The 20100-nt window shown below is 66.1% G+C and carries 24 protein-coding genes, 1 tRNA gene and 2 pseudogenes; 11 read left to right on the top strand and 16 right to left on the bottom strand.

Going from position 1 to position 20100, the window contains the following annotated elements; genetic code table 11:
- Positions 1 to 9: 9 nt before the first annotated feature.
- Entirely contained in the window at positions 10 to 522 is a 513-nt protein-coding gene (locus QZZ29_RS11770; protein WP_291383500.1) for a redoxin domain-containing protein, read from the bottom strand.
- A 79-nt stretch (positions 523 to 601) separates the two neighbouring features.
- On the opposite strand from QZZ29_RS11770, the gene QZZ29_RS11765 reads away from it, so the two are divergent.
- Positions 602 to 1516, top strand: a complete 915-nt coding sequence (locus tag QZZ29_RS11765) for a cytochrome c biogenesis protein CcdA (protein WP_291383498.1) — start codon at positions 602 to 604, stop codon at positions 1514 to 1516.
- On the opposite strand, the gene QZZ29_RS11760 is transcribed toward QZZ29_RS11765, so the two are convergent.
- The 3 genes and pseudogenes from QZZ29_RS11760 to QZZ29_RS11750 all read right to left on the bottom strand — a co-directional run.
- A complete protein-coding gene (locus QZZ29_RS11760) occupies positions 1503 to 2210 on the bottom strand; it encodes an FAD-dependent oxidoreductase (protein ID WP_291383497.1) in 708 nt (235 codons plus the stop codon). The two genes, QZZ29_RS11765 and QZZ29_RS11760, sit on opposite strands and share 14 nt — an antisense overlap.
- Complete coding sequence (locus QZZ29_RS11755) at positions 2167 to 2871, bottom strand: FAD-dependent oxidoreductase (RefSeq protein ID WP_291383496.1); 705 nt, start codon at positions 2869 to 2871, stop codon at positions 2167 to 2169. Before QZZ29_RS11755 ends, QZZ29_RS11760 begins: the two co-directional genes overlap by 44 nt.
- A 13-nt stretch (positions 2872 to 2884) precedes the next feature.
- A pseudogene (locus QZZ29_RS11750) lies at positions 2885 to 2941 on the bottom strand (hypothetical protein); the annotation flags it as partial.
- Between the two features lie 227 nt (positions 2942 to 3168).
- Between QZZ29_RS11750 and QZZ29_RS11745 the strand changes: the two are divergent.
- Positions 3169 to 3540, top strand: a complete 372-nt coding sequence (locus tag QZZ29_RS11745) for a sulfur reduction protein DsrE (RefSeq protein WP_291383494.1) — start codon at positions 3169 to 3171, stop codon at positions 3538 to 3540.
- Between the two features lie 453 nt (positions 3541 to 3993).
- On the opposite strand, the gene QZZ29_RS11740 is transcribed toward QZZ29_RS11745, so the two are convergent.
- From QZZ29_RS11740 to QZZ29_RS11730, 3 genes are all read right to left on the bottom strand, one after another.
- On the bottom strand, positions 3994 to 4821 hold the full coding sequence (locus QZZ29_RS11740; protein ID WP_291383546.1) for a WS/DGAT domain-containing protein: 828 nt from the start codon (positions 4819 to 4821) through the stop codon (positions 3994 to 3996).
- A gap of 30 nt (positions 4822 to 4851) precedes the next feature.
- Positions 4852 to 5055 carry a hypothetical protein gene (locus tag QZZ29_RS11735; protein WP_291383492.1) on the bottom strand — a complete coding sequence of 68 codons (204 nt, stop codon included), beginning with the start codon at positions 5053 to 5055 and terminating at the stop codon, positions 4852 to 4854.
- Between the two features lie 67 nt (positions 5056 to 5122).
- The gene (locus QZZ29_RS11730; RefSeq protein WP_291383490.1) at positions 5123 to 5542 is read right to left on the bottom strand and encodes a heavy metal-responsive transcriptional regulator; all 420 of its coding nucleotides are present in this window, start codon (positions 5540 to 5542) and stop codon (positions 5123 to 5125) included.
- A gap of 54 nt (positions 5543 to 5596) precedes the next feature.
- Here QZZ29_RS11730 and QZZ29_RS11725 point away from each other — a divergent pair, with 54 nt between their 5' ends.
- Positions 5597 to 5896, top strand: coding sequence for a thioredoxin family protein (locus tag QZZ29_RS11725; RefSeq protein ID WP_291383489.1), 300 nt, complete (start codon positions 5597 to 5599; stop codon positions 5894 to 5896).
- Positions 5893 to 7242, top strand: a complete 1350-nt coding sequence (locus QZZ29_RS11720) for an NAD(P)/FAD-dependent oxidoreductase (RefSeq protein ID WP_291383487.1) — start codon at positions 5893 to 5895, stop codon at positions 7240 to 7242. Before QZZ29_RS11725 ends, QZZ29_RS11720 begins: the two co-directional genes overlap by 4 nt.
- Positions 7243 to 7277: 35 nt before the next feature.
- Here the strand turns inward: QZZ29_RS11720 and QZZ29_RS12840 are convergent.
- Positions 7278 to 7652: pseudogene (locus QZZ29_RS12840) on the bottom strand (ATP-binding protein); the annotation flags it as partial.
- Between the two features lie 697 nt (positions 7653 to 8349).
- Between QZZ29_RS12840 and QZZ29_RS11710 the strand changes: the two are divergent.
- The 4 genes from QZZ29_RS11710 (at position 8350) to QZZ29_RS11695 (ending at position 9621) form a co-directional block, all read left to right on the top strand.
- Positions 8350 to 8604 carry a hypothetical protein gene (locus tag QZZ29_RS11710; protein ID WP_291383486.1) on the top strand — a complete coding sequence of 85 codons (255 nt, stop codon included), beginning with the start codon at positions 8350 to 8352 and terminating at the stop codon, positions 8602 to 8604.
- Between the two features lie 25 nt (positions 8605 to 8629).
- Positions 8630 to 8758 carry a hypothetical protein gene (locus QZZ29_RS11705; RefSeq protein ID WP_291383484.1) on the top strand — a complete coding sequence of 43 codons (129 nt, stop codon included), beginning with the start codon at positions 8630 to 8632 and terminating at the stop codon, positions 8756 to 8758.
- 4 nt (positions 8759 to 8762) lie between these two features.
- Positions 8763 to 9428: an alpha/beta hydrolase gene (locus tag QZZ29_RS11700; protein WP_291383482.1), complete on the top strand. Its 666-nt coding sequence runs from the start codon at positions 8763 to 8765 to the stop codon at positions 9426 to 9428.
- Positions 9429 to 9548: 120 nt separating this feature from the next.
- Positions 9549 to 9621 (top strand) — tRNA-Arg (locus QZZ29_RS11695).
- A 39-nt stretch (positions 9622 to 9660) separates the two neighbouring features.
- On the opposite strand, the gene QZZ29_RS11690 is transcribed toward QZZ29_RS11695, so the two are convergent.
- Positions 9661 to 9888, bottom strand: coding sequence for a hypothetical protein (locus QZZ29_RS11690; RefSeq protein ID WP_291383481.1), 228 nt, complete (start codon positions 9886 to 9888; stop codon positions 9661 to 9663).
- Positions 9889 to 10268: 380 nt separating this feature from the next.
- Positions 10269 to 11528: a GGDEF and EAL domain-containing protein gene (locus QZZ29_RS11685; RefSeq protein ID WP_291383480.1), complete on the bottom strand. Its 1260-nt coding sequence runs from the start codon at positions 11526 to 11528 to the stop codon at positions 10269 to 10271.
- Between the two features lie 104 nt (positions 11529 to 11632).
- On the opposite strand from QZZ29_RS11685, the gene QZZ29_RS11680 reads away from it, so the two are divergent.
- Entirely contained in the window at positions 11633 to 12430 is a 798-nt protein-coding gene (locus QZZ29_RS11680; protein WP_291383478.1) for a hypothetical protein, read from the top strand.
- A complete protein-coding gene (locus QZZ29_RS11675; protein ID WP_291383476.1) occupies positions 12427 to 13395 on the top strand; it encodes a nucleotidyl transferase AbiEii/AbiGii toxin family protein in 969 nt (322 codons plus the stop codon). Before QZZ29_RS11680 ends, QZZ29_RS11675 begins: the two co-directional genes overlap by 4 nt.
- A 434-nt stretch (positions 13396 to 13829) precedes the next feature.
- On the opposite strand, the gene QZZ29_RS11670 is transcribed toward QZZ29_RS11675, so the two are convergent.
- From QZZ29_RS11670 to QZZ29_RS11645, 6 genes are all read right to left on the bottom strand, one after another.
- Positions 13830 to 13973 carry a hypothetical protein gene (locus tag QZZ29_RS11670; RefSeq protein WP_291383474.1) on the bottom strand — a complete coding sequence of 48 codons (144 nt, stop codon included), beginning with the start codon at positions 13971 to 13973 and terminating at the stop codon, positions 13830 to 13832.
- A gap of 80 nt (positions 13974 to 14053) precedes the next feature.
- Entirely contained in the window at positions 14054 to 14737 is a 684-nt protein-coding gene (locus tag QZZ29_RS11665; RefSeq protein WP_291383472.1) for a class II aldolase/adducin family protein, read from the bottom strand.
- A gap of 1 nt (position 14738) precedes the next feature.
- A complete protein-coding gene (gene lsrF, locus QZZ29_RS11660; protein ID WP_291383470.1) occupies positions 14739 to 15623 on the bottom strand; it encodes a 3-hydroxy-5-phosphonooxypentane-2,4-dione thiolase in 885 nt (294 codons plus the stop codon).
- A 27-nt stretch (positions 15624 to 15650) separates the two neighbouring features.
- Positions 15651 to 16037, bottom strand: coding sequence for a cupin domain-containing protein (locus QZZ29_RS11655; RefSeq protein WP_291383468.1), 387 nt, complete (start codon positions 16035 to 16037; stop codon positions 15651 to 15653).
- 14 nt (positions 16038 to 16051) lie between these two features.
- Positions 16052 to 18019: a bifunctional aldolase/short-chain dehydrogenase gene (locus tag QZZ29_RS11650; RefSeq protein ID WP_291383467.1), complete on the bottom strand. Its 1968-nt coding sequence runs from the start codon at positions 18017 to 18019 to the stop codon at positions 16052 to 16054.
- A gap of 127 nt (positions 18020 to 18146) precedes the next feature.
- The gene (locus QZZ29_RS11645; RefSeq protein ID WP_291383465.1) at positions 18147 to 18863 is read right to left on the bottom strand and encodes a GntR family transcriptional regulator; all 717 of its coding nucleotides are present in this window, start codon (positions 18861 to 18863) and stop codon (positions 18147 to 18149) included.
- A 175-nt stretch (positions 18864 to 19038) separates the two neighbouring features.
- Here QZZ29_RS11645 and mtnA point away from each other — a divergent pair, with 175 nt between their 5' ends.
- Positions 19039 to 20097, top strand: a complete 1059-nt coding sequence (gene mtnA, locus QZZ29_RS11640) for an S-methyl-5-thioribose-1-phosphate isomerase (protein WP_291383464.1) — start codon at positions 19039 to 19041, stop codon at positions 20095 to 20097.
- Positions 20098 to 20100 lie beyond the last annotated feature (3 nt).

Below are 20100 nucleotides of genomic sequence, written 5' to 3'. Positions count from 1 at the left end.
GCCGCATGGTCACCCTCCCGAGACCTGGACCGCCGCGTTGCGCAAACCGTCCGCGCCAAGCGCGCCCTGCACCACCCTCACCTCGCCGTCGGCGGTGATCAACGCGAACGCGGGTTGGCTGAAGACTCCATACGCACGCCACACGTCGCCGTCGGCGTCCACGACGTGCGTGATGCCGCCGGTCCCGGTGTCGGCGACAAAGTCATCCATCTCCGGCGTTTCGCCGCGACCAGGCACCCCCAGGAGGACCACGTCGGAACCCTCAGCCTCGAGTTCCGCGGCGACCTGCGCGACGGCTGGACCCTCGCCGCGGCAGATCGTGCACCACGGAGCCCAGAACCACAGAATCACGGGGCGGCCCTCGATTGTCGTCGGATCGAACGCGGCGCCTTGCAGAGTAGTCAGCGATGCGTCGAGCACCGGCGTGCGCGGCGTCGCCGAGTCGGGCGTGGCGCTCGCGGCGCAGCCGCCGAGCACCAGGGCCGCCGTCGTCGCGACAAGGAGACTGCGTAAGCGCGTCATGATGACCTCCGAATTGCGTGGGGAACCCGCGCTACCTGTCGTCGATTCCACGGGGATGAGATGACCACTGGGCCGGTCCGTGGCCGCCTGGAATTGGTCGCTACTCGTCCAGGGTTTCCACGGCACCATGACTCCCGAGACCCTGTCGGCAATGACCCTCGCCGTGTCGGCCGGAGCGATCGCCGCATTCAACCCGTGCGGCTTCGCTCTCCTGCCCACCTACCTCGCTCTGTTCATCGGTGAGCGCGGCGACAGGCGGGCCGCTGTGGGCCGCGCAGTCGTGGTCGGTGGGTCCATAACCCTGGGATTTATCGCCGTGTTCGGCGTCGCTGGCGTGGCTGTTACCGCCCTGTCGGTGGCCCTTGGGCCGTGGCTCAGCACCGTGACGCTCGTGTCGGGCGTCCTGCTGGTGGCCATTGGCGTGGCGCTCCTGTCTGGGCGCGATCTGAGCCTGCCCATTCCACGGGCGCGGCTACGTGTCGACGGAACGCCGCGCGGGATGGTGGTCTACGGGGTCGTCTATGCGACGGTGTCACTCTCGTGCACTCTTCCCGTGTTTGTCGCTGCGGTGGTTTCTGCGTTCACTGTGACGGGGTCGACCGGCGCCGGAATCCTGGCACTGCTTGGCTACGCAGTCGGGATGGGCGCGGTGATGGCCGTGCTGGCGCTGGTCGCGGCGCTGGTGGGCAACGCGGCCACGCGGAAGTCGACCGCCGTGCTCCCGCACCTTCCCCGAATCTCCGGGGCGTTCCTGCTCGTAGCCGGAGCGTACGTGGTCTGGTATGGCTGGGTCGAGTACCGCGCCTTCCAGGGCGACCTGGGCGGTAGCGGGCCCGTCGCCTGGGTGGGCGCCGCTTCGAATGCGGTCGGATCCACGGTCGCGAACCTTGGTGGAGTGCTCGTCGTGGGGCTAGCAGTCCTGGTGCTGGCGGCAGCTGGAGGCGCGACCATTCTGCGCCGCCAGCGTCGGGGTCGCCGAGTCATGAGCGAGTGAGCGCCCATCTGGCACCGGCGAGGGCCCGTATCAGCCCACGGATCAGAGGCGCGTCGAGCCTGCCCTGCACGTCCTGCAGCGCGGCGTTCCATGGGCCATCGTCGTAGGTAGGGTAGGCATGGGTCGTTCCGGCCAGGTCGCTCGTGGTGAGCTTCTTGCGGACCCCAAGCACGAGTTCACCCAGTGACTCGCCCGCACGGGGGCCCACGACGGTCGCGCCGATGATGCGATGCCGCCAGCCCAGCGCGAGCCGCGCAAATCCCGACGTCGTACCGTCGGTGATCGCTCGGTCCACGTGCTCGTGGTGGCGCGTGATAACCCGTGGATCTCGCGCGTCGCCGTCGGGCCACGTGCGAGCGCCCACGGCGGCGACCTCGGGGTCGGTGAACGTGACGCGGGGCACAGAACTGGCGTCTACCGCGCGGCGCAATCCGAGGATGGCGTTGGTCGCCGCGAGCGAGCCATGAACTCCGGCCACGTGCGTGAACTGCGGATGCCCCGTCAGGTCGCCGGCCGCCCACACGCGAGGGTTGGTGGTGCGTAGCGTTCGGTCGACGCGAACGGCGGCCTTGTCGGCCAGTGCGATGCCAGCCGAGTCGAGCCCGAGCTCGTCCGTGCGAGGCGTGCGACCGACAGCGACGAGCAGCGCGTCATAGGGCACGACCGACTCGGAGCCGAGGCTCTCGAGTGTCACCGTGCCGCCGTGCCGCCGTGCCGCCGTGCCGCCGTGCCGCCGTGCCGCCGTGCCGCCGGGACCCGGTCACCCGCGTCAGCCGGTGCTCGGTGAGGATGCGGACACCGTCTGTCTCGAGCGCTCGGCGGACGATCGCGGAGGCATCGGGGTCCTCCTTGGACAGGATGCGCGCCCCGCTCTCGACCATGGTGACCTGGGCACCCAACCGTGCAAAGCCCTGGCCCAATTCGCTGCCGATCGCGCCGCCCCCCACCACCACGAGGCGGCGGGGGACCTCGGCCAGGTCCCAGATCGTGTCGCTGGTCCATGGCGCGGCTTCACGCAGCCCTGGCACGGGCGGAACGGTAGGCGATGCCCCCGTTGCCAGGAGCGCACGCCGAAAACGTAGCGTGGTGCCGTCGTCGATCGAGACCGTGCGGGGAGAGGCGAAGCGCGCCACCCCAGTCACCACCTCGACACCAGCGTCCCGCAGCGCTTCGGGGGAGTCGACAGGTGCGATGGTGTTGATGGCGTCCCGGATGTGCTCCCTGACACGGGCGAAGTCGACGGCAACGGACTTTGCATGGACGCCCAGGTGGCCCGCATTCCGCGCGTGAGCCGCGGCTGACGCGGCCGCGAGCAGCGACTTGCTGGGGGACGCAACCCGTCCACAGACAGTCACCGCCGGGCTGGGACCGCTCAACCAAGACGACGCGGGCCCCCAAATGTGCTGCAGTCTTCGCGCCCACCATGCCGGCCGTGCCCCCGCCGATCACCAGCAGGTCCCACTCGCGCTCAGTCGTCGGCATGCTCTCCCTCTCCTGGTGTGGTCCCCATCTGTGCTGCCTTGGGAAACCCCGCCGACGCCAAGCGCTTCCCTTCGCGCGCATCGGATCGCGATTCGCGGTATCGACGTGGCGTGAGAGCGGGTTTCGCATGCCCGGAGGCCGCCAGGGCCTTCCTGAGAGAAGGAGAAAAGATGACCACCTCGACCGAACCACGCATTCGCGTCGCAGTCGTGATCTACGAGGACGCCGCGAAGGATCTCGCACGTGCCTACCGCGGGCTCCTCACAGCAGCCGAGTTCCTCGACGCTGGAGACGACGTGACGGTCGTGTACGACGGCTCAGGTGTGGACACGCTCGCTGCGGCGTCTCATGCCGACCACAGGTTGCACGCACTCGTGGAGCAGTTGCGCCCCATCACCAAGGGCGCGTGCGCGTTTTGCGTGAAGGCGCATGGCGTCAGTGACGCCGTTGCAGCGGGAAGCTGGCCCCTTCTGGAGGAGTACAAGCACCACGCCAGCCTCCGCAACCTCATGGTCGCGGGATACCAGATACTGTCCTTCTGATCCCGACGCCGCACCGGCATGGTGGTCACGGTCCGGCGGAGCACTGCGGCCCACCGCAGTCCCGCCGGGCCGCCAGCCGTCTCGGGACCATTGTCCCCGTCGCCGATGCCGCGCACGACGCGACACTGCGAACATGCTCGCGGGAGGTCGACGATGGCAGACGTGGGCGCATGACTGCGACGTCGTCGGACATGACGGCGGCTAGGGAGACCCCTGGGTGGCGGGGCCGTGCCCCGCCACCTGGCGAGCGGTTCGACGCCGTGATAGTCGGGGCTGGCGCCGCAGGGCGGCTCTCGGCGGCCGGACGTGGCCGGCGACGGACCGCCGAACTCGCCCCCTACTCCTATCGCCGCATGAGCGGGCCGGAGCTGTCCGCGGCCATCACCCGGCTGACGTACGCACGCTCGGGCTACCGCCACGTGCACGGTTCCGTGCGCGCCCGGGCGCGTGCCGTCACCCCGCGATCGCGGCAAGCTGGCGATCGAGTTCGCGAGCGAGTTCTTCCCCTTCAGGCACCACGTAGGGGTCGGTGATCACGGTGACGCCGAGCCTTCCGGCGTAGGACAGCGCGGTGAACGCGACGCCGACGTTTCCGGCCGTGATAGTCACCGGGACGATCCGGGTGACGGGCGTTCCCGCTAGGTGCACCGAGTCTGAGGGTCCGCGCAGGTTGGTGAGGAACGTGTTGACGAGTCTCTGCCGGTTGACGAACCACCCGAACGCGCCGACGGCGGCCGCACCGCGAAAGAGCGGTCCGACGAGCGCCAAGGAGGACCCGGGTGCCGACTTCCTGGCCGTGGTCTCGGCGGCCACTCTGGCCAAGCGGGCACTCGCGTCGCCGCGTAGGTCCACGCGCACCGGCATGACGCCGACCTGGTTGCCGCGGTCCGCACTGCTCGTGGACCGCCGTGCCGAGATCGGGACGGAGACTACCTGGGAGTCCGGGCGCTCCCCATGAGTATGAAGCAGGTGCTCCACAGCTCCGGCTACGGCAACAAGGAGGCAGTCATTGACGGTTGCGCCTTGGGACTTCGCTGTGGTGCGCACCGTCGCCAGGTCGACTTCCGCGAGCACGTGGTGCATGACCAGCACCAGGGCGACAGCCCACGTTCTTGCCGCCGCGGGCTCGCTGCCCTCTTCCGACTCGCGTGCCACGACGATGGCCCGCCAGAGCGGACGGTCGGGGGGAAGCGGGCGAGCCACCTCCTCTGCGGCGATGGTCGCGAGCCCGGCATCGTCGATCGGACCCCGCAGTGTCAAGCACGTGAGGTGTCGTCCCATCACGAAGATAGGATCGGCAACCCAAGAGGGTCAACCACGGCCGGGCGGGGCGCTGCGCAGCACCTGACGGAACCTGTGGACCCGCGGCAGTCGACGCAAGAGCGCCTGCCGCAACTCGTCGAGGTCGGCGTCGTCGCGGGCCAGCAACGCGCCGGCGTTCATCGGCACCGGGCCCACATCCGTGGCGAGTTGGGTGAGGTCCGTCGGACTGATGCGGTCGACTCTGGCCACCATGGAACGAGCCTCGCACCGGCGCGGCCGCCGTAGCCGTGACCGTGGTCGCGCCGGCTACGGCGCGGGTTCAGTGCAGGTACTCGTGCGGCAGTGGAGCGGCGAGGATGCTGCACACACGGGAGTCGGCGCAGTCGGCCGGGTCCAAGGCGTTGCCGCGGACGATGAGGTGTTCCAGCTCCGCTTCGAGAGCAGCAAGTTCGGCCTGGCGCGCGCGGACAGTGGCAAGCTTGCTGCCAAGCAGGGCGATCACGTGGTGACACGGCACATCGCCGCCGTCTCGCACTTCGATCACGCTGCCGATCTCGGCGAGGGTGAGACCTGCGGACTGCGCGCTCCGGATGAACAGCGCGCGGGACACGCTCGCATCGTCGTAGTCGCGGTAGCCGTTCGCGGCCCGTTGCGGCTCGGGCAGCAGGCCTTCGCGTTCGTAGAACCTGATGGTCTGACTCGTCACGCCGACGGCGTCGGCAAGTTCCCCTATCAACATCGTCACAGGCTACCGCTTGACCTTGCAGTGCGCTATAAGGTCTACGGTCGCCATATGGAGATCACCTTGCAGTACTTCGACGGTTGCCCCAACTGGAGGATCGCCGACGAACGTCTCGCCGTCCTCGCGGCGGCGCGCCCCGACCTTCGCATCAGCCATCAGAAGGTCGAGACCGTCGAGGAGGCCGAGCGCGTGGGTTTTCACGGATCGCCGACCGTCCTGGTCGACGGAACCGACCCTTTCGCGCACGCGGAGGAAAGCGTCGGGCTGGCGTGCCGCATCTACCAGACGCCACAAGGCCCGGCCGGTGCCCCGACCCTTGAGCAGTTGCGCCAGGCAGTGGACCACGCATGACAACGTATGACCTGATCGTGATCGGCGCCGGAATGGCTGGCATCGGCGCCGCCAACAAGTGTGCCTCTCAGGGGTGGAGCGTCGCGATCGTCGACGAGCTGCCCTATGGGGGAACCTGCGCGCTACGGGGATGCGACCCAAAGAAGATCCTCCGGCGGGGTGCGGAGATCATCGATAGCGCACGGTTGATGCAGGGCAAGGGGATCGACCCCCAAGGCCTTACGATCAACTGGAGCGATCTCATGGGTCACAAGCACGGATTCGTTGACTCCATGCCGCAGAGTGTGGAGGCCGGCCTCGCGGGCAATGGCGTGGACACTCTGCACGGTTCCGCGAGGTTCACGGGCCGCCACCGGCTCGACATCGACGGCGTGTCCCACGAGGCGGCACACTTTCTGATTGCCAGCGGTGCCCGCCCACGTCCGTTGGACTTCCCCGGTCACGACCACCTGGTCGACAGCACACAGTTCTTGGACCTCAAGGAACTTCCGCGGCGCATCTTGTTCGTCGGCGGCGGGTTCGTCTCCTTCGAGTTCGCCCACATCGCCGCACGTGCCGGTAGCGCTACCACGATTGTCGATCGTGGTGCGCGCCCGCTGAAGGGATTTGACCCCGATCTGGTGGAGTTGCTTGTCGCGCGCGGCGCGTCCGCAGGGGTCGATGTCCGACGCGCCACGACCATCGCGGGCGTCACCAAGACCGCGGCCGGCTTCCAGGTCAGCGTCGAACGATCCGGCACACCCGAGACGATCGAGTGCGACCTCGTCGTCCATGGCGCGGGCCGCACGCCGGATCTCACCAGGCTCGATCTGGACGCCGCGGGAGTCGCATGGGACGACCACGGCGTGACCGTGGCGGGTCACCTGCAAAGCACCAGCAACTCGGCGGTCTACGCGGCTGGCGATGCGGCGAACACCGCGGGAATGCCGCTCACGCCGGTCGCAGTCTTTGAGGGCAAGGTCGCCGCCTCCAACATGCTGAACGGCGCCGCCACCGTTCCGGACTACACCGGTGTCCCCACGGCCGTGTTCACCATCCCCGAGCTCGTTCGGGTGGGCCTGCTTGAACGGGAGGCTCGCGAACAGGGTCTGGACATCGACGTGCGTTACCGAGACACCAGCGGTTGGTACGCCAACTACCGCATCGGCGAAACCACCGCAGCCAGCAAGATCCTCGTCGACCGGTCTACTGACCTCATCGTTGGCGCGCACCTCTTGGGGCCCGAGTACGGCGAACTGATCAACACCATCGCGATGGCGATGAAGTGGGGCCTCACCACCAGGCAGATGAAGTCCGCGTCCGCCGCATACCCGTCTGTCGGCTCAGACCTGGGCTCCATGCTGTGACGCACGTGCGTCTTCACGGTCGCGTAGCTGACCACCAGGTCCGCGGCGATCTCCGCGTTGGACCGCCCCTGAGCGACCGCGCGCAGCAGGCCGTCGGGGGCGGTGTCCTTGGGCAGGAACCCGCTTGCGCCCGCGCGCACCGCGTAGCCGCCCTCCTGTCGCGGACCCGCCTCCAAAGTCCCGCCCCACACCGCGACCCGCTCGCGCATGCCGAGCAGGCCGTGACCGGGGGAGGTCTCGCCGGGGGCTGAGGCACGGGTATCGGGCGTGGCATCGTCGGCCGGACCATCGTCGAGGATCTCAATATGGACTGCGCCAGGCTCGTACCGAATGGTCACGGTGGCGTGCGTCCTTCCCGCGTGCTTGGCCGCGTTCGTCAGGGCCTCCTGGGTGAGGCGGTACGCGGTCATCTCGAGCGCTGACGGCACGCCTTGCGGGGTCCCGACGCTGCGCACCTCGACCGGGAGCCCGGCCTCGGTGAGTTCCGCGGCCAGACCGCCCACGTCGCGCAGGCCTGGGGCCGGGTGATAGCTGCCGTCGGATTCGTGCATCGCTCCCAAGATGCGCCGGATCTCGGTCAACGCCGTGCGGCTGGTGCCCGACACCGCGACCAGTGCCGCGTTGGTGAGCAGCTCGCCGGGGGGAAGGTCGCCGGGGGGAAGGTCGCCGGGCCGCACGATGGCAACGACGCGAGCACCAGCACCGCCAGCGGGCGCGGCGCCTCATCACAGAGGGCACGACGCCGACGCCGATCAGCACAAAGAAGGTCGAGTCGACCATGCGGTCGTCCGCCTCGGCAGCGCCGGAGATGACGGCGCCGGAGATGATGGCGCCGGCGAAGAGCCCGAGGGCGATCAGAGCGTCCAGCGCCTCGGGCGGCCGGCGTCGATCGCGCGCGTCCGCGCCCACGCCCGCTTCACCCGCCGATTCATGGTTCCCACGGTAACCACCCGTAGCCGCGCGGGCATCCGCCTTCAGGCTGATCGAGTGGTACGCCCCAAGGTTGACACCGACGTGTTTCCGGTGACTTGAGGTGGTGCACAAGTCCACTCTGCGGCCCGATGCCACGGACCCGTCCCCGCCGACCAGACCCGCCGACCGGCCGACATGGTGACGACCACAACTCCCGGTTCCGTGATCGTTCAGATCACCCGACCCGGCACACAGGTGGTCTACCTCGAAAGCGCGGTTCCCACCGCTGCCCGCGACCTCGACGCGAGCCTCGCCCTGACCGCTTCGGACATCACCGTCACCGGACCCGACGAGCAAGCCGCCACGGTCACTCCGTACACGCTCGACGTGCGCTACGACGCCCCAGGCGGTGGTCCCGGCGTGGGTCGGTCAGGCCTTCGCCAAGTTTGACGCGGAGCGGACCGGCAAATACGTCGTGTCCACGGACGTGACCCTCGCCGATTCCACCGCGCGAATCGCTGTGGGGGACGATCTCGCCCCCGGCGTGCTGCGCACCATGCTGCTACCCGCCATGACCGGCATCCTCTCCCACGCGGGCCGATGACTTCGTGGGAATCCGTCGCGGCGTTCGTGCTGTTGGGCGCCGCGGGCGTCGTGGCAGGGATTCTCAGCAGGACCCGCTGGTCGGCACTGCTCGCGCCGATGCTGATGCGCCGGTTCTGCTCTTCCTCGACGGCGGGCCCGGGGGCACCGCGACCGGCTCGATGCGTGTCGCCGGAAAGCCTCTCGAGAAGGACTTCGTGGTGGCCACGTGGGACCAGCGGGGAACGGGGGCATCGGCCCACGCTCTGGAGCCGACCTCCACCTTGACCCTTGACCAGATGGTCGCCGACACGATCGAGGTGACGGAGTATCTGCATGATCGCTTCGACGAGCAGGCCATCTTCGTGGTGGGCAGTTCGTGGGCCACCTTGGGGGTCCTTGCGGTCCAGCAGCAACCCGGCCTGTACCACGCCTACATCGGTACTGGCCAGCTGGTGGACCAGTTCGAAACTGACAAGCTCATGTACGCCGAGTTGCTGGCCTACGCAGAACGTGTCGGGGATGAGGCTGTTGCGAATCGCCTGCGGGAGATTGGCGAGCCGCCCTACGATGACACGCTCGCCTACATCCAGGCCCTGGCGGCCAATCCCGAGTGGGTCGACTACCCCCCCCGCGGGGAGGACTACGACATCCGCGCCGAGTACCTCTGGGACGTTGTCCTCCACCAGTAAGGGGTGCGCCCGTCTCACGGTGGTGAGGGTGGTGAGCCATCCCACCGTGAGACGGCGTGCTGCCGCGACGCTGGACGTAATCCATGAGCGCTCGCGGAACCGGTAACCTAAGAGCCCCCGGCGCCTGTAGCTCAGGGGATAGAGCACCGCTCTCCTAAAGCGGGTGTCGGCAGTTCGAATCTGCCCAGGCGCACTACGAAGTACCTGGTAATAGGTATGTCTCGCGCATCCCTTAGTGCGCGTCGGGTGGAGTCATCCACGAATCATCCACATTCAACCTAGAACGCATCGCTCCAAGCGCGTTGCCGAGTTCATCCAAGTCGTTCTCGAAGAGGTCTGAGTAGTGGTCGAGCGTGGTGGAAGGTCGTCGGCGTCCATGGGTGACGTTGTTCACCAGTGCCGTCAGCGCCAGTTGGTGCTTCTCGGTCATGGTGACGGTGGTGTGCTTCTGACGGTACATCGGTGCTCCTCAGGTGGGTGTTGGGGTGTCTCTTTTGCATAGTATCCAGGCGGTCGAAAACGCCTGATTGGTTGCCAAGCCGGGCCACTTCTTACGCGGTCTGAGGTGAGCCCGCTGGTCCCAGAGTGGGGCATCTGCTGGCGGGTTGAACTGGCTCAACCAACCCGCACGATGCGGAACTGACGCGGACGCCTGTTAGCGGCCATGCGAAACTGCCCATGGGTGGCTTGGGCAGTTCTCAAAGGCCATTGACATCCCTGACACGGAATCGTTAGTGCGTTGGGGTGCTTGCGGCGACTGAACGTATCGGGCATATGCCACGCACCGTGCCGTCTTGCTCGGGAACGCGACCACCCGGTCCAGGCCTGCTGGATCCAGAATCAGTGGGTGAGGGGTGTGGTGGCTGGTTTGCCGAAGTAGTAGCCCTGTCCGTGTTCCCATCCCTGGTCGCGCAGGATGTTGGCTTGCATCTGGGTTTCGATGCCTTCGGCGATGCCGGTCAGGTGTCTGCCCTTGACCAGACCGCTCACGCCCTGGGCGAGGGCGTTGGCCTGGCTGTCGCTTTCGGTGAGGTCGTGGACGAAGCGCAGGTCGAGTTTGACGCCGGTCACCGGCAGGTCCCGCAGCACCGAGATGGACGAGTATCCGGTGCCGAAGTCGTCCAGATGGATGCCGATGCCGAGTTCGTGCAAGGACGTCAGTGCGGTTCGGGCGGAGTCCATCAGGCTCAGGACGGCGGTCTCGGTGACCTCGATCACGATCCGGAAGGGGTCGACCCCATGGGTCGCCAGAGTGTCCCGCACACTGGTGAGCCAGCCCGGTGCAGCCAGTTGGACAGCCGAGACGTTGACGCTGATCGGACCGGGGAGGTCCGGATGTTCTGCGAGCATCGCGCAGACCTGGTCCAGGACTTGGGCGCCGATGGCGACGATCAGCCCGGTGTCCTCGGCCACGTCAAGGAACTCACCGGGGCTGAGCAGGCCGCGGGTGGGGTGAGCCCAACGTACGAGTGGCTCGTGTGCGACCACGCGGGCGTCGGCCAGGGCCACGATGGGTTGGTAATACACCACGAACTGACTGGCGATGATCGCCTCACGTAACTGGTCCTCGACGGTAAGACGCACAAGAGCCTGGGCGTGCATCGCCGCGTCGAAGATCCGCCAGCGCGCCCGCCCGTTGGTTTTGGCCTGGGACAGTGCGGCGTCGGCGTCGCCTAGCAGGCTCTCGGGCGTCGACATCGAGGTCGAGGTGGCAATACCGATGGACGCCGTCGGCACAATCCGGTGGCCTCGCACCTGCAGATCGACGCCGATCGCGGCAGACACCCGGTCGGCGTAGCGTTCCACCGCCAGTGCGTTGTGGGCGTTCTGGATCAGGATGACGAACCCGTTCCCCCCAAAACGTCCAACACGGTCCCCCGGGCGCACAGCGGCAACGATCCGGCCCGCCACCATGACCAACACCTCGTCGCCGGCCACGTGACCCAACGAGTCGTTGACGACGTTGAAGTTGTCCAGGTCCACGAACAGTGCCACCACCGAACGGCCCTCCCGTTTGGCGATGCGCAGATCGCCCTCCAGGATTGCTGAGCACGGCGCATCGGTCCGGGGTAGGTGGCTTCGTCTTGCGCCCGGCCACAAACCGCGCCACGCTAGGGGAGTACCGCTCGGTGGGTCTGCCTCCCAGGAACGCCGCCGAGCGGGCGTGAGACACCGCCGACGTGTAGCCAAAGTGCGGTGGTGGCGTGTGGCTATTCGAAGGCCAGTGCGGAGAACTTGGCGTTACTCTCCCTTGCAAAAATGTCACATTCTCCCTAGACTTTTGTGACACGAACAAGATGATCAGGACGATGAAGACGAGGAGGAGCGAGATCACAATCATGACGAAGACGATGACTAGGCCTTCGAAGTCGAACGCGTCGATCAAGAACTCGACGACGCCTGCCGCAGCGATTCGCGCACTCCCGGTGAAGTCCTTCGTGCGTCTGAGTGATCTTCCCGGCGCGGATACGGCTCGCAGGAAGGCTGTGTCCCGCGCGGTTGAGAGCGGCGACCTCCTCAAAGTGCGACGCGGTCTGTACTACCGCGGCAAGGCGACCCGCTACGGAATGACGCACCCCTCTACCGCTGATGTCGTCAACGTCGTGATGGGTAGCGTCGGTGTTGGTTTGGCCGGATTCTCGGCGGCCCGTGAATGGGGAGTGACGACTCAGGTGCCAGCCAGTGTCCACGTCGCGACCCTGAAGAGAGTTGAGGGTCTTGGGGGCGTGAAGCAGACAGTGCGAAGCAACTTGGCTCGCGCTGATCTCAACGCCAAGGAGATTGCTCTGCTGGAATTGATGCGTGAACCTGACGTATATGTCGAAGCGGGGTGGGGCGCCCTGGTCGCGGCGGTTCGCGATGCGATCGTTACCCGCGCCATCCGGGTCGACCGCCTCAGGCTCGCGGGGCACGATGAGTATGACCTTGCGACTGGTTCGAACATTGACCGACTTCTCGCGAACCTCAACGAGTTGACTCCTGTCGTCGCAAGCGCCGCATGAGCCCCCGACTTCGCGAAGACCCCGATAGCCTCAATGCGCTTGTCGCCCAAACTGCACGCGCTCGTGGGCTGGACCCGGCCTACGTTGAAAAAGACTTCTGGGTCACCGAAGTGCTCAGGGCTGCTGCGGTTGAACGCACGATCAACGGGGCCACTGATGCCGCCCGGGTTGTCTTCAAAGGCGGGACGAGCCTCAGCAGGGTCTTTGGGCTCATTGATCGGTTCTCCGAAGACGTCGATTTGCTGGTCGTCTTCCCGGAGGGTCCAAACGACGCTGCGCGCCACGCAGTATTCAAGTCGATCGATGCCGACGTGCGCTCGTGGCTTGGCGTAACAAGCCAAACGGGGCCTTCGAGCACCGGGGTCCATCGCACCACGACCTACCAGTACCGGACCTCTTTCGGGTCGAGCGCGATCAAGGAAGGCGTCGTCCTTGAACTCGGAAGTCGCGGTGGCGATATCCCAGCGAGCGAGCATCAATTTCGCTCCACGGTGGCGATCTACGCCGAGGAGGCTTACGGCGACGATGAGGGTGTTTGGGAGGAGTTCGCTTCCTTCCCGGTCACGGCGCTTGCTCCCGAGCGCACTCTGCTTGAAAAGTTAGCGGCAGTTCATGCCGCAGTGACCAACAACAACCAAGAGACGATCGCCCAGTATGGGAGACACTTCTACGACATCGGGCAACTGCTCAAGTCCGAGCATGTCCGAGATGCTCTCAGCGCGCTCGGCACTGACGGCGTCGCATTTCTGGTCGACGACATTGATCGTCGCAGCGAGGCGGCTGGCTGGAAGTGGACACCACGACCCGATGGCGGGTTCGCCGACAGTCCGGCATTTGATGACCAACACGAGGCGCATTCGGTCATCCAGCGCGGGTACACCGCAGCGTTGGAACTGGTGCATGGTGCCGCCCCGTCACTTTCAGACGTCTTTGCCACAGTTCGAGCAAGCCGCGCTCTCCTGTAGCCAGCCAAACGGCCACTGCCTAGCCTGCCGCCTCTGCGGTGGCAGGTCGCACCAAATCCGCATTGCTGGCTGTCTGGCCGGCAGGGCGTTTCCATTCATCCACATTTCATCCACGAGACTTCCGCAAACGTCCGTGGGTTGCCGCAGCTAGCCGTACCGTTGAGGGGCGACCTTGCGCGGCAGTCGTGATCAATCGGTAGTGACTGATAGTTGTCGGTAGTCGATTGGCCGCTCTCCTAAAGCGGGTGTCGGCAGTTTGAATCTGCCCAGGCGCACTGCGAAGTACCCGCTCTAGTCGGTGTTTCCACCTTCCCCCGTCGACGCTTTTTGCGCGCCCGTTCACGATTCACCCACAGGGAGTCCGCAAGACACCGCGCCGGGCAGCGGACCCGTTCCAGCGTTACCGAACGGGGTGTGCGCGATGAGCGCACGGCTCAACCTTCGCGCATCGGGGAAGCGGCGCGGACGATGGCCCGGTGCTCCGCGTACGCAGTTCGCAACTGGTCGGGGTGCGCCAGCAGTAGCCCGTCGAGCTTCTCGTCGACGAACCGTTGTGGGTTGGTAGTGATCTTCTTCACGAGATTCTTCCTGTGGCGCGGCGGGGAGGGCCTTCGCGCCCGACCGGGGGAGCCTCGCACGCTCCCGTCGGTAGGACTCCTCAGCGCGCGATAATCCCGAACTGGCGCTGCAATGCCGCGATTCGCTCGGGACTCAACTGACGCTCGCCGTCGATCTGCCGCACCAAGTACGTCATGAGCGCGGAGTACTCAAGACGTTCCATTGCCATGTATGCAGTCATGAGGTCACCAGCCCAGGTGATAGCGCCATGATGCTCCAGCAGGCAACCCGGGTGGCTTCGCACGAATGGTTCGATCGAGTCGGGAACCTCGTCGGTGGATGGCGTCGCGTACGGCGCCAGCGGGATCTCCGGCATCGCGACGATGCTCTCCGGCATTAGCTTGCCCACGAGCGCCTCACCCTTGATCGCGAAGGCCGTGGCGTAGGGCGAGTGAGCGTGAACAACCGCGCCGATCAGGTCAGAGGTCTGGTAAGCACGCAGGTGCATGCGTACCTCGGATGATGGCGGTCGGTCCCCCTTCCCGAGCGAGACGATCCCGCCGTCGATGTCGACGACGGGCAGCATCGCGGGGGTCATGAACCCCTTGCTCACTCCGGTCGGGGTGCAGAGAATCGTGCCATCGGGCAGCAGTGCGGAAATGTTGCCGTCGTTCGCGGCCACCATCCCCTTGGTCCACATGCTGCGCCCGATGTCACACATCTGCTCGCGAAGGGAGGCTTCCGTGTCCGCCGGTCGCGGGCGGTGGCCGTTTTCGGTTGTCATCTCAGTCTTGCGCTCCACCGGACAGGTCGCGGTAGAGCTCGGCGGCGGCCTCGGGCTTGGCGTCGTCGTGCACCACAGCGCGAACTGCCTGGACCATTGCGACCGGGACCTGACGCTGGAAGATGTTGCGCCCCATGTCCACGCCCGCGGCGCCCTGATCCACAGCCTTGTAGGCCATCGTGAGGGCGTCGAGAACAGGGAGCTTCTTGCCTCCGGCCATGATGATCGGGACCGGACAGGCGGACGTCACCTGCTCGAAGCCTTCCTCGACGAAGTACGTCTTGACTATCTGCGCCCCCATCTCAGCGATGATCCGTGTGGCGAGGCCGAAGTACCGTGACGTGCGGGCCATGTCCTTGCCCACCGCGGTGACACCCATCACCGGGATGCCGTAGCGCAGGCCACCGTCGACTAGCGTCGTCAGGTTGGCGATCGACTGGGTCTCGTGCTCGCCTCCGATGAATACCTGAACGGCCGCGGCCGCAGCGTCGATGCGCACGGCGTCCTCGATGTCCATCGCAAGCCGCTCGTCGGAGAGCTCCTTCAGGATGGACGGGCCGCCCGACGCCCGTAGCACGAGCGCGTTGTCCGCTGCTGCTGGCACGACGGTGCGGAAGATCCCGCGGGTCGCCATCAGAGCGTCTACATACGGGGCGAGGGGGACGATGTTCAGGTCCACTCGCTCAAGGCCCGACGTGGGGCCCTGGAAGTACCCATGGTCGAAGGCCAGCATGACGGTACGGCCATCGGGTGCGAACACGCGAGATAAGCGGTGCTGCATGCCAAAGTCGAGCTGGCCAGCGCCCTTGATGTGAGAGCCAGAATTTTGTTGGGGCCTGTCAAGCCCGTAGTCCTTGGCGTCGACGTTGCCGTCAAGATCAGCCATGGTGATGCTCCATTTCTTTCGCGGCCACTAGGCCGATTCGGCGGTATGAGTGGGGACCGGCTCGCCCGGCACCCAAGGAATGGTGATGGTGTCGCCGGGACTTGTCGGCGACTTGATGAACAGGCACCGGAACGGGCTGTCGCTGTCGTTGACGAGGTAGTGCATTTCGCCCGGGTTCGCCCGGAAGACTTCATTGACCGTCATGGTGTGGCGCTCGACGCCGTCCATCCACAGCGTGCAGGTGCCCTCGAGCACAACGAACGACTCATCGCAGTGCCAGTGCAGGTGGTTGGGCATGGAGTCCCCGGGGTTGAGCAGCAGTACGCCCATGTCGCTGCTGGGGCCTTGGATCAGGTATGCCGGTCCCCAGGTGCCGTTCCGGTACTCGGGGTTGTTCAGAGATGCTTTTTGCATGTGCGTTCCTTCGGTCAGATGACGCGCTCGTTGCCGCCGTCAATGGGGACTTGGGCCCCGGTGGTGCACGCGAACGTCTCGTCGGCCATGGCGAGGACGAGGCGCCCCACCGCGGCACTGGTGACCTCGGTGCGCAGCAGGTTGCGGCGCTTGTAGTCGGCGATGGACATGCCGTACTTTTCGGCGCGAGCGGCGAGTAGTTCCGGAGTCCACAGTCCGGTGTCGAAGACCGCATCGGGGTGGACCATGTTGACGCGAATACCCTCCGGCGCCCACTCGAGCGCGGCGACCCGCGAGAGTTGCGTGAGTGCTGCCTTGGAGGCCGAGTATGCGGCCGCGCCGGGGCCCGGTGCATGGACGTTCTTGGAGGCCACGACGACGACTCGTCCATGGGTCGGCGCGAGGCGCAAGAGCGGGTACGCGTGCCCGTACAGCGCGGCGACCGCATCGAGGTTGACCGCCATCGTTTTTCGCCAGGTCGCCATCGGCATCTCGCCGAGCGGCTGGCTTGTGGGGAAGATCCCCGCAGCGACGACGAGGATGTCCAGGCCGCCAAAGCGCTCGACGCCGGTCCTCAAGGCGTGCTGCATTGCGTCATCGTCGGTCACGTCGACCTGCAGTCCGAGCCACTCAGAAGAGTCGAACGCTTCCACTATTCCGCCAGCGAGATCCCATCCCACGACGGATGCACCTGCCTCGAGTAGCGCATGTGCGCAAGCCTTCCCGATGCCTGACGCGGCCCCGGTGACGAGAGCGACCTGACCGGCGAGGGGGAGGTGTGTGTCGCGGCGCGCGAGCTTCAGTTGCTGCAACTCCCAATACTCGAGGTCGAACACGTGACCGGCGGTGGCCGGGCGGTAACCGCCGAGGTTTTCGGACGTCGCGATTCCCGTCATGGTGTGCCGGTAGATGTCCTCGGCAACGCCTGCCTCACGAGCGTTGCGGCCCACAGTGAGCATTCCCAGCCGCTCGTCCAGGACGACGCGTGGAGCGGGGTCGAGCATGGTGAGCGGGACTTCGCGCTGATGCTCATGGTCTGCGAAGTAGGTCCGATAGCCCGTCGCGTAGTTGGAGAGGTCTGTACCGACGAGCGGGGTCCGCTTGGTCCAGATGACGTGGTCGGGGGTCAGCGGACCATGACTTGTCGCAGCGAGCATCTCCGGGTCCCGGACAAAGCGCGCGACTTCGTCGTCGGTGCTGCGCCGGACAGTGACCGGTTTCCCGGCTAGGGCACTGAGTTCAGCACGGAAGGTGGCGAGTTCCACGGGGTCGACGTCGGGTAGCGGCATCAGAGCCGTATCGGCCATCGTCGACGCGTGCTCATCCAGATAGACCTCGGCTGCGGCGATGAGCCAGTCATGGTGCGCGAGTGCCTCTCGGGGGGAGTCGCCGAGGGCAAAGACGCCGTGCTGGAGAACCACCAGGCCGACCGTGCCCGGGTGGCTCTCTGCTTCCCAGGCCAGGGCGCAGGCGGCGGCGAGGTCAGGGCCCGGCATGGCGTAATGCACCACCACGACGCTGTCGCCATAGACCTCGCGGACTCGCTTCTCTCCGTCCTCAGTGTTGGTGAGCGAGAGGATCGCATCGGCATGGGAGTGCAGGACTGCGGTATGCGGCACGAGGGCGTGGACCAGGGTCTCGACGGACGGGTCGGGAGCGTCGGCATCCAGACGGGCACAGCGCAACTCGTTGAGCAGCGCGATATCGCCAATCCGGGTGGGCGGGAGCAGGTCTCGGAGCCGCTCGAGTCGGAGCGCGGCGAATCCTTCCGCGCCGATCGTGGCGAGGTCATGACCGCTGCCCTTGACCCATAGGACCGGAATCTCCGATCCTGTGACGTCACGCCGTGTGGTCTTGACTGAGGTGTTGCCCCCACCGTGGAGCACGAGCCGAGGGTCGCTTCCCAGTACGCGGGACACCTCGACGAGCTGTTCCAGCGAGTCGACCACGCCGTCGTTCTCGCGATCTTCCACGATGCGCACACTTCCTTACGTTCTCCGGATAGTTGTCTTACAACCTAGCAGGGAGTCGGAAGTTGTCAAGCAAGAGTTGAGTGTTCATGCCGAGCCGACGGGAGGATCGTCTTGTGTGTGGTGCCGCGGGGAGGAGTCAGTTGCGTCGCATGATCTCGAAGGAGTAGCGACCCTCAATGAAGTAGGTGCGCGAATACAACACGAGGCGCCCGTCGGACGCGTAGTGGAGCTGATTGAGCAGGACAAACAAGTTGTGGGCGGAGGTTTCGGTGCCCCAGCCGACGTGGTTGGACGCCACCGCGTGAACCTCTGCCACGCCGCGGTCCGGGAGGATCGAAAGGCGGGTGCGCAGGAATTCGAAGATCGAACCCTCAAGTTCCTCGAGGTCGAAGTCCGGCGGCAGGATTGCCTTTGGCATGAGGTCGTAGGAGTACGCCATGACCTCACCGTCGGCCAGTATCGTGCGCCTGAGTTCGAGCACCTCGGTATCGCCGGGAACGCCCATTCTCGCCGCTTCATCAGGCAATACGGTCCTAAAGAGGCGGCTCGCGTACACCATCCCCGGCTCGCGTCCCGTGGCGCGGATCGAGTCGGTGATCGACTCCATCCGCTCAAGGCCGGCGCGCACCGCAGGCTTGTCCACGACAAACGTCCCCACGCCGTGCTGGGTGCGTACTAGACCTAGCGCTTCGAGTTCACGCAACGCGGCGCGGATCGTGGGCCGAGAGACACCGAAGGTGCTGCCGAGTTCGCTTTCCGTAGGCAGGCGCGAACCCGGAGTGTACTCACCCGCCGCCAGCTGGCTTCGAAGGTCTTTCGAGATCTGCGACACGAGTGTTCCCTTGCGTGCCATGTCCGCCTCCCCACCCTGCCCCTTCAGCCGCGCCCTCCAGCGGGGCTCGCTGGCGCCCACTATACCGAGCGCCTTTTCGGAATGTAACAACTTGGTAGCGATTCGTTGACAATCGGCATCCATCGACTTACAGTTACCACCAAGTTGTCGGACAACGTGGTTCGAAGGGTATGGAATGGTTCTCGCGATCGAATGGCGCGACATCGATCAGCCGACACTCCGGTTGATCGACCAGACGGCGTTACCGCACGAAGAGCGGTACCTAGATGTTCGGTCGGTTGACGACCTCGTGCGGGCCATCAATGAGCTTTCCGTACGCGGGGCACCTGCACTCGGCGCGGCGGGGGCTCTCGGCGTGGCCATCGCCATGAACCAGGCCGTGCGCGAAGGATGGCACGACGCTCGCCTTCAATCAGAGGTCCAGCGGATTCGCGACGCAAGACCCACAGCGATCAACCTCGCGTGGGGAGTGGACCAAGTGCGGGGCGCCATGCCTCATGGTGTGAGCGAGGTGCTGCGACTCGCGCACGAGCTCGTGGCCGAAGACACCGAAGCCAACCGCACGCTGTCTCGCGTCGGGGCGGATTGGATCCTGAAGCGGACCGGCCTTGACCACGTACGCGTGATCACCCACTGCAACACAGGGGCGCTCGCCACGACAGCGTGGGGAACCGCGTACGGCATCATTCACGAACTTCACGACCGTGGGAATCTCGGGCTTGTCTACGCCGACGAGACCAGGCCGTTGCTGCAAGGAGCCCGGCTTACCAGTTGGGAACTCCAGCAAGACGGCATTGCCCACGTCGTGCAGGCGGACGGCGCCGCATCGAGCACCATTCTCAGGGGATTGGTCGATGTCGCAATTATCGGCGCCGACCGGATTACGGCCAACGGTGACGCGGCGAACAAGATCGGTTCGGTGGCGCTCGCGCTGGCCTGCGCACGTGCGGGCATCCCGTTCATTGTCGCAGCGCCCTCCTCCACCGTGGACCTCTCCACCAAACGTGGCGAGGACATCGTGATTGAAGAGCGGCCCTCCGACGAGGTTGTCAACTTCAACGGGCGCCGAAGTGCGCCGGAGGGCGTCATGGGGTTCAACCCCGCCTTCGACGTGACACCGCACGACCTCATCACAGCCATCGTCACCGAACGTGGCGTTGTCGAACCCGCAGCACACCCTGATCCCGAACTGCTCGCGTCCATTGCGCGCCGAGAGGGATCGCGCAGCCAATGACGG

This window comes from Demequina sp. (assembly GCF_016278765.1).
Lineage (GTDB): Bacteria > Actinomycetota > Actinomycetes > Actinomycetales > Demequinaceae > Demequina.
Note: the sequence above shows the minus strand (reverse complement) of the source record. Positions and strands in the feature narration are given on the sequence as shown.

What these genes read in the sequence shown, in the direction of transcription:
- QZZ29_RS11770 (WP_291383500.1), bottom strand. Translation starts at nt 522, where the DNA reads ATGACGCGCTTACGCAGTCTCCTTGTCGCGACGACGGCGGCCCTGGTG.
- QZZ29_RS11745 (WP_291383494.1), top strand. Translation starts at nt 3,169, where the DNA reads ATGACCACCTCGACCGAACCACGCATTCGCGTCGCAGTCGTGATCTAC.
- QZZ29_RS11740 (WP_291383546.1), bottom strand. Translation starts at nt 4,821, where the DNA reads ATGGGACGACACCTCACGTGCTTGACACTGCGGGGTCCGATCGACGAT.
- QZZ29_RS11735 (WP_291383492.1), bottom strand. Translation starts at nt 5,055, where the DNA reads ATGGTGGCCAGAGTCGACCGCATCAGTCCGACGGACCTCACCCAACTC.
- QZZ29_RS11730 (WP_291383490.1), bottom strand. Translation starts at nt 5,542, where the DNA reads ATGTTGATAGGGGAACTTGCCGACGCCGTCGGCGTGACGAGTCAGACC.
- QZZ29_RS11725 (WP_291383489.1), top strand. Translation starts at nt 5,597, where the DNA reads ATGGAGATCACCTTGCAGTACTTCGACGGTTGCCCCAACTGGAGGATC.
- QZZ29_RS11720 (WP_291383487.1), top strand. Translation starts at nt 5,893, where the DNA reads ATGACAACGTATGACCTGATCGTGATCGGCGCCGGAATGGCTGGCATC.
- QZZ29_RS11710 (WP_291383486.1), top strand. Translation starts at nt 8,350, where the DNA reads ATGGTGACGACCACAACTCCCGGTTCCGTGATCGTTCAGATCACCCGA.
- QZZ29_RS11690 (WP_291383481.1), bottom strand. Translation starts at nt 9,888, where the DNA reads ATGTACCGTCAGAAGCACACCACCGTCACCATGACCGAGAAGCACCAA.
- QZZ29_RS11675 (WP_291383476.1), top strand. Translation starts at nt 12,427, where the DNA reads ATGAGCCCCCGACTTCGCGAAGACCCCGATAGCCTCAATGCGCTTGTC.
- QZZ29_RS11665 (WP_291383472.1), bottom strand. Translation starts at nt 14,737, where the DNA reads ATGACAACCGAAAACGGCCACCGCCCGCGACCGGCGGACACGGAAGCC.
- lsrF (WP_291383470.1), bottom strand. Translation starts at nt 15,623, where the DNA reads ATGGCTGATCTTGACGGCAACGTCGACGCCAAGGACTACGGGCTTGAC.
- QZZ29_RS11655 (WP_291383468.1), bottom strand. Translation starts at nt 16,037, where the DNA reads ATGCAAAAAGCATCTCTGAACAACCCCGAGTACCGGAACGGCACCTGG.
- QZZ29_RS11645 (WP_291383465.1), bottom strand. Translation starts at nt 18,863, where the DNA reads ATGGCACGCAAGGGAACACTCGTGTCGCAGATCTCGAAAGACCTTCGA.
- mtnA (WP_291383464.1), top strand. Translation starts at nt 19,039, where the DNA reads ATGGTTCTCGCGATCGAATGGCGCGACATCGATCAGCCGACACTCCGG.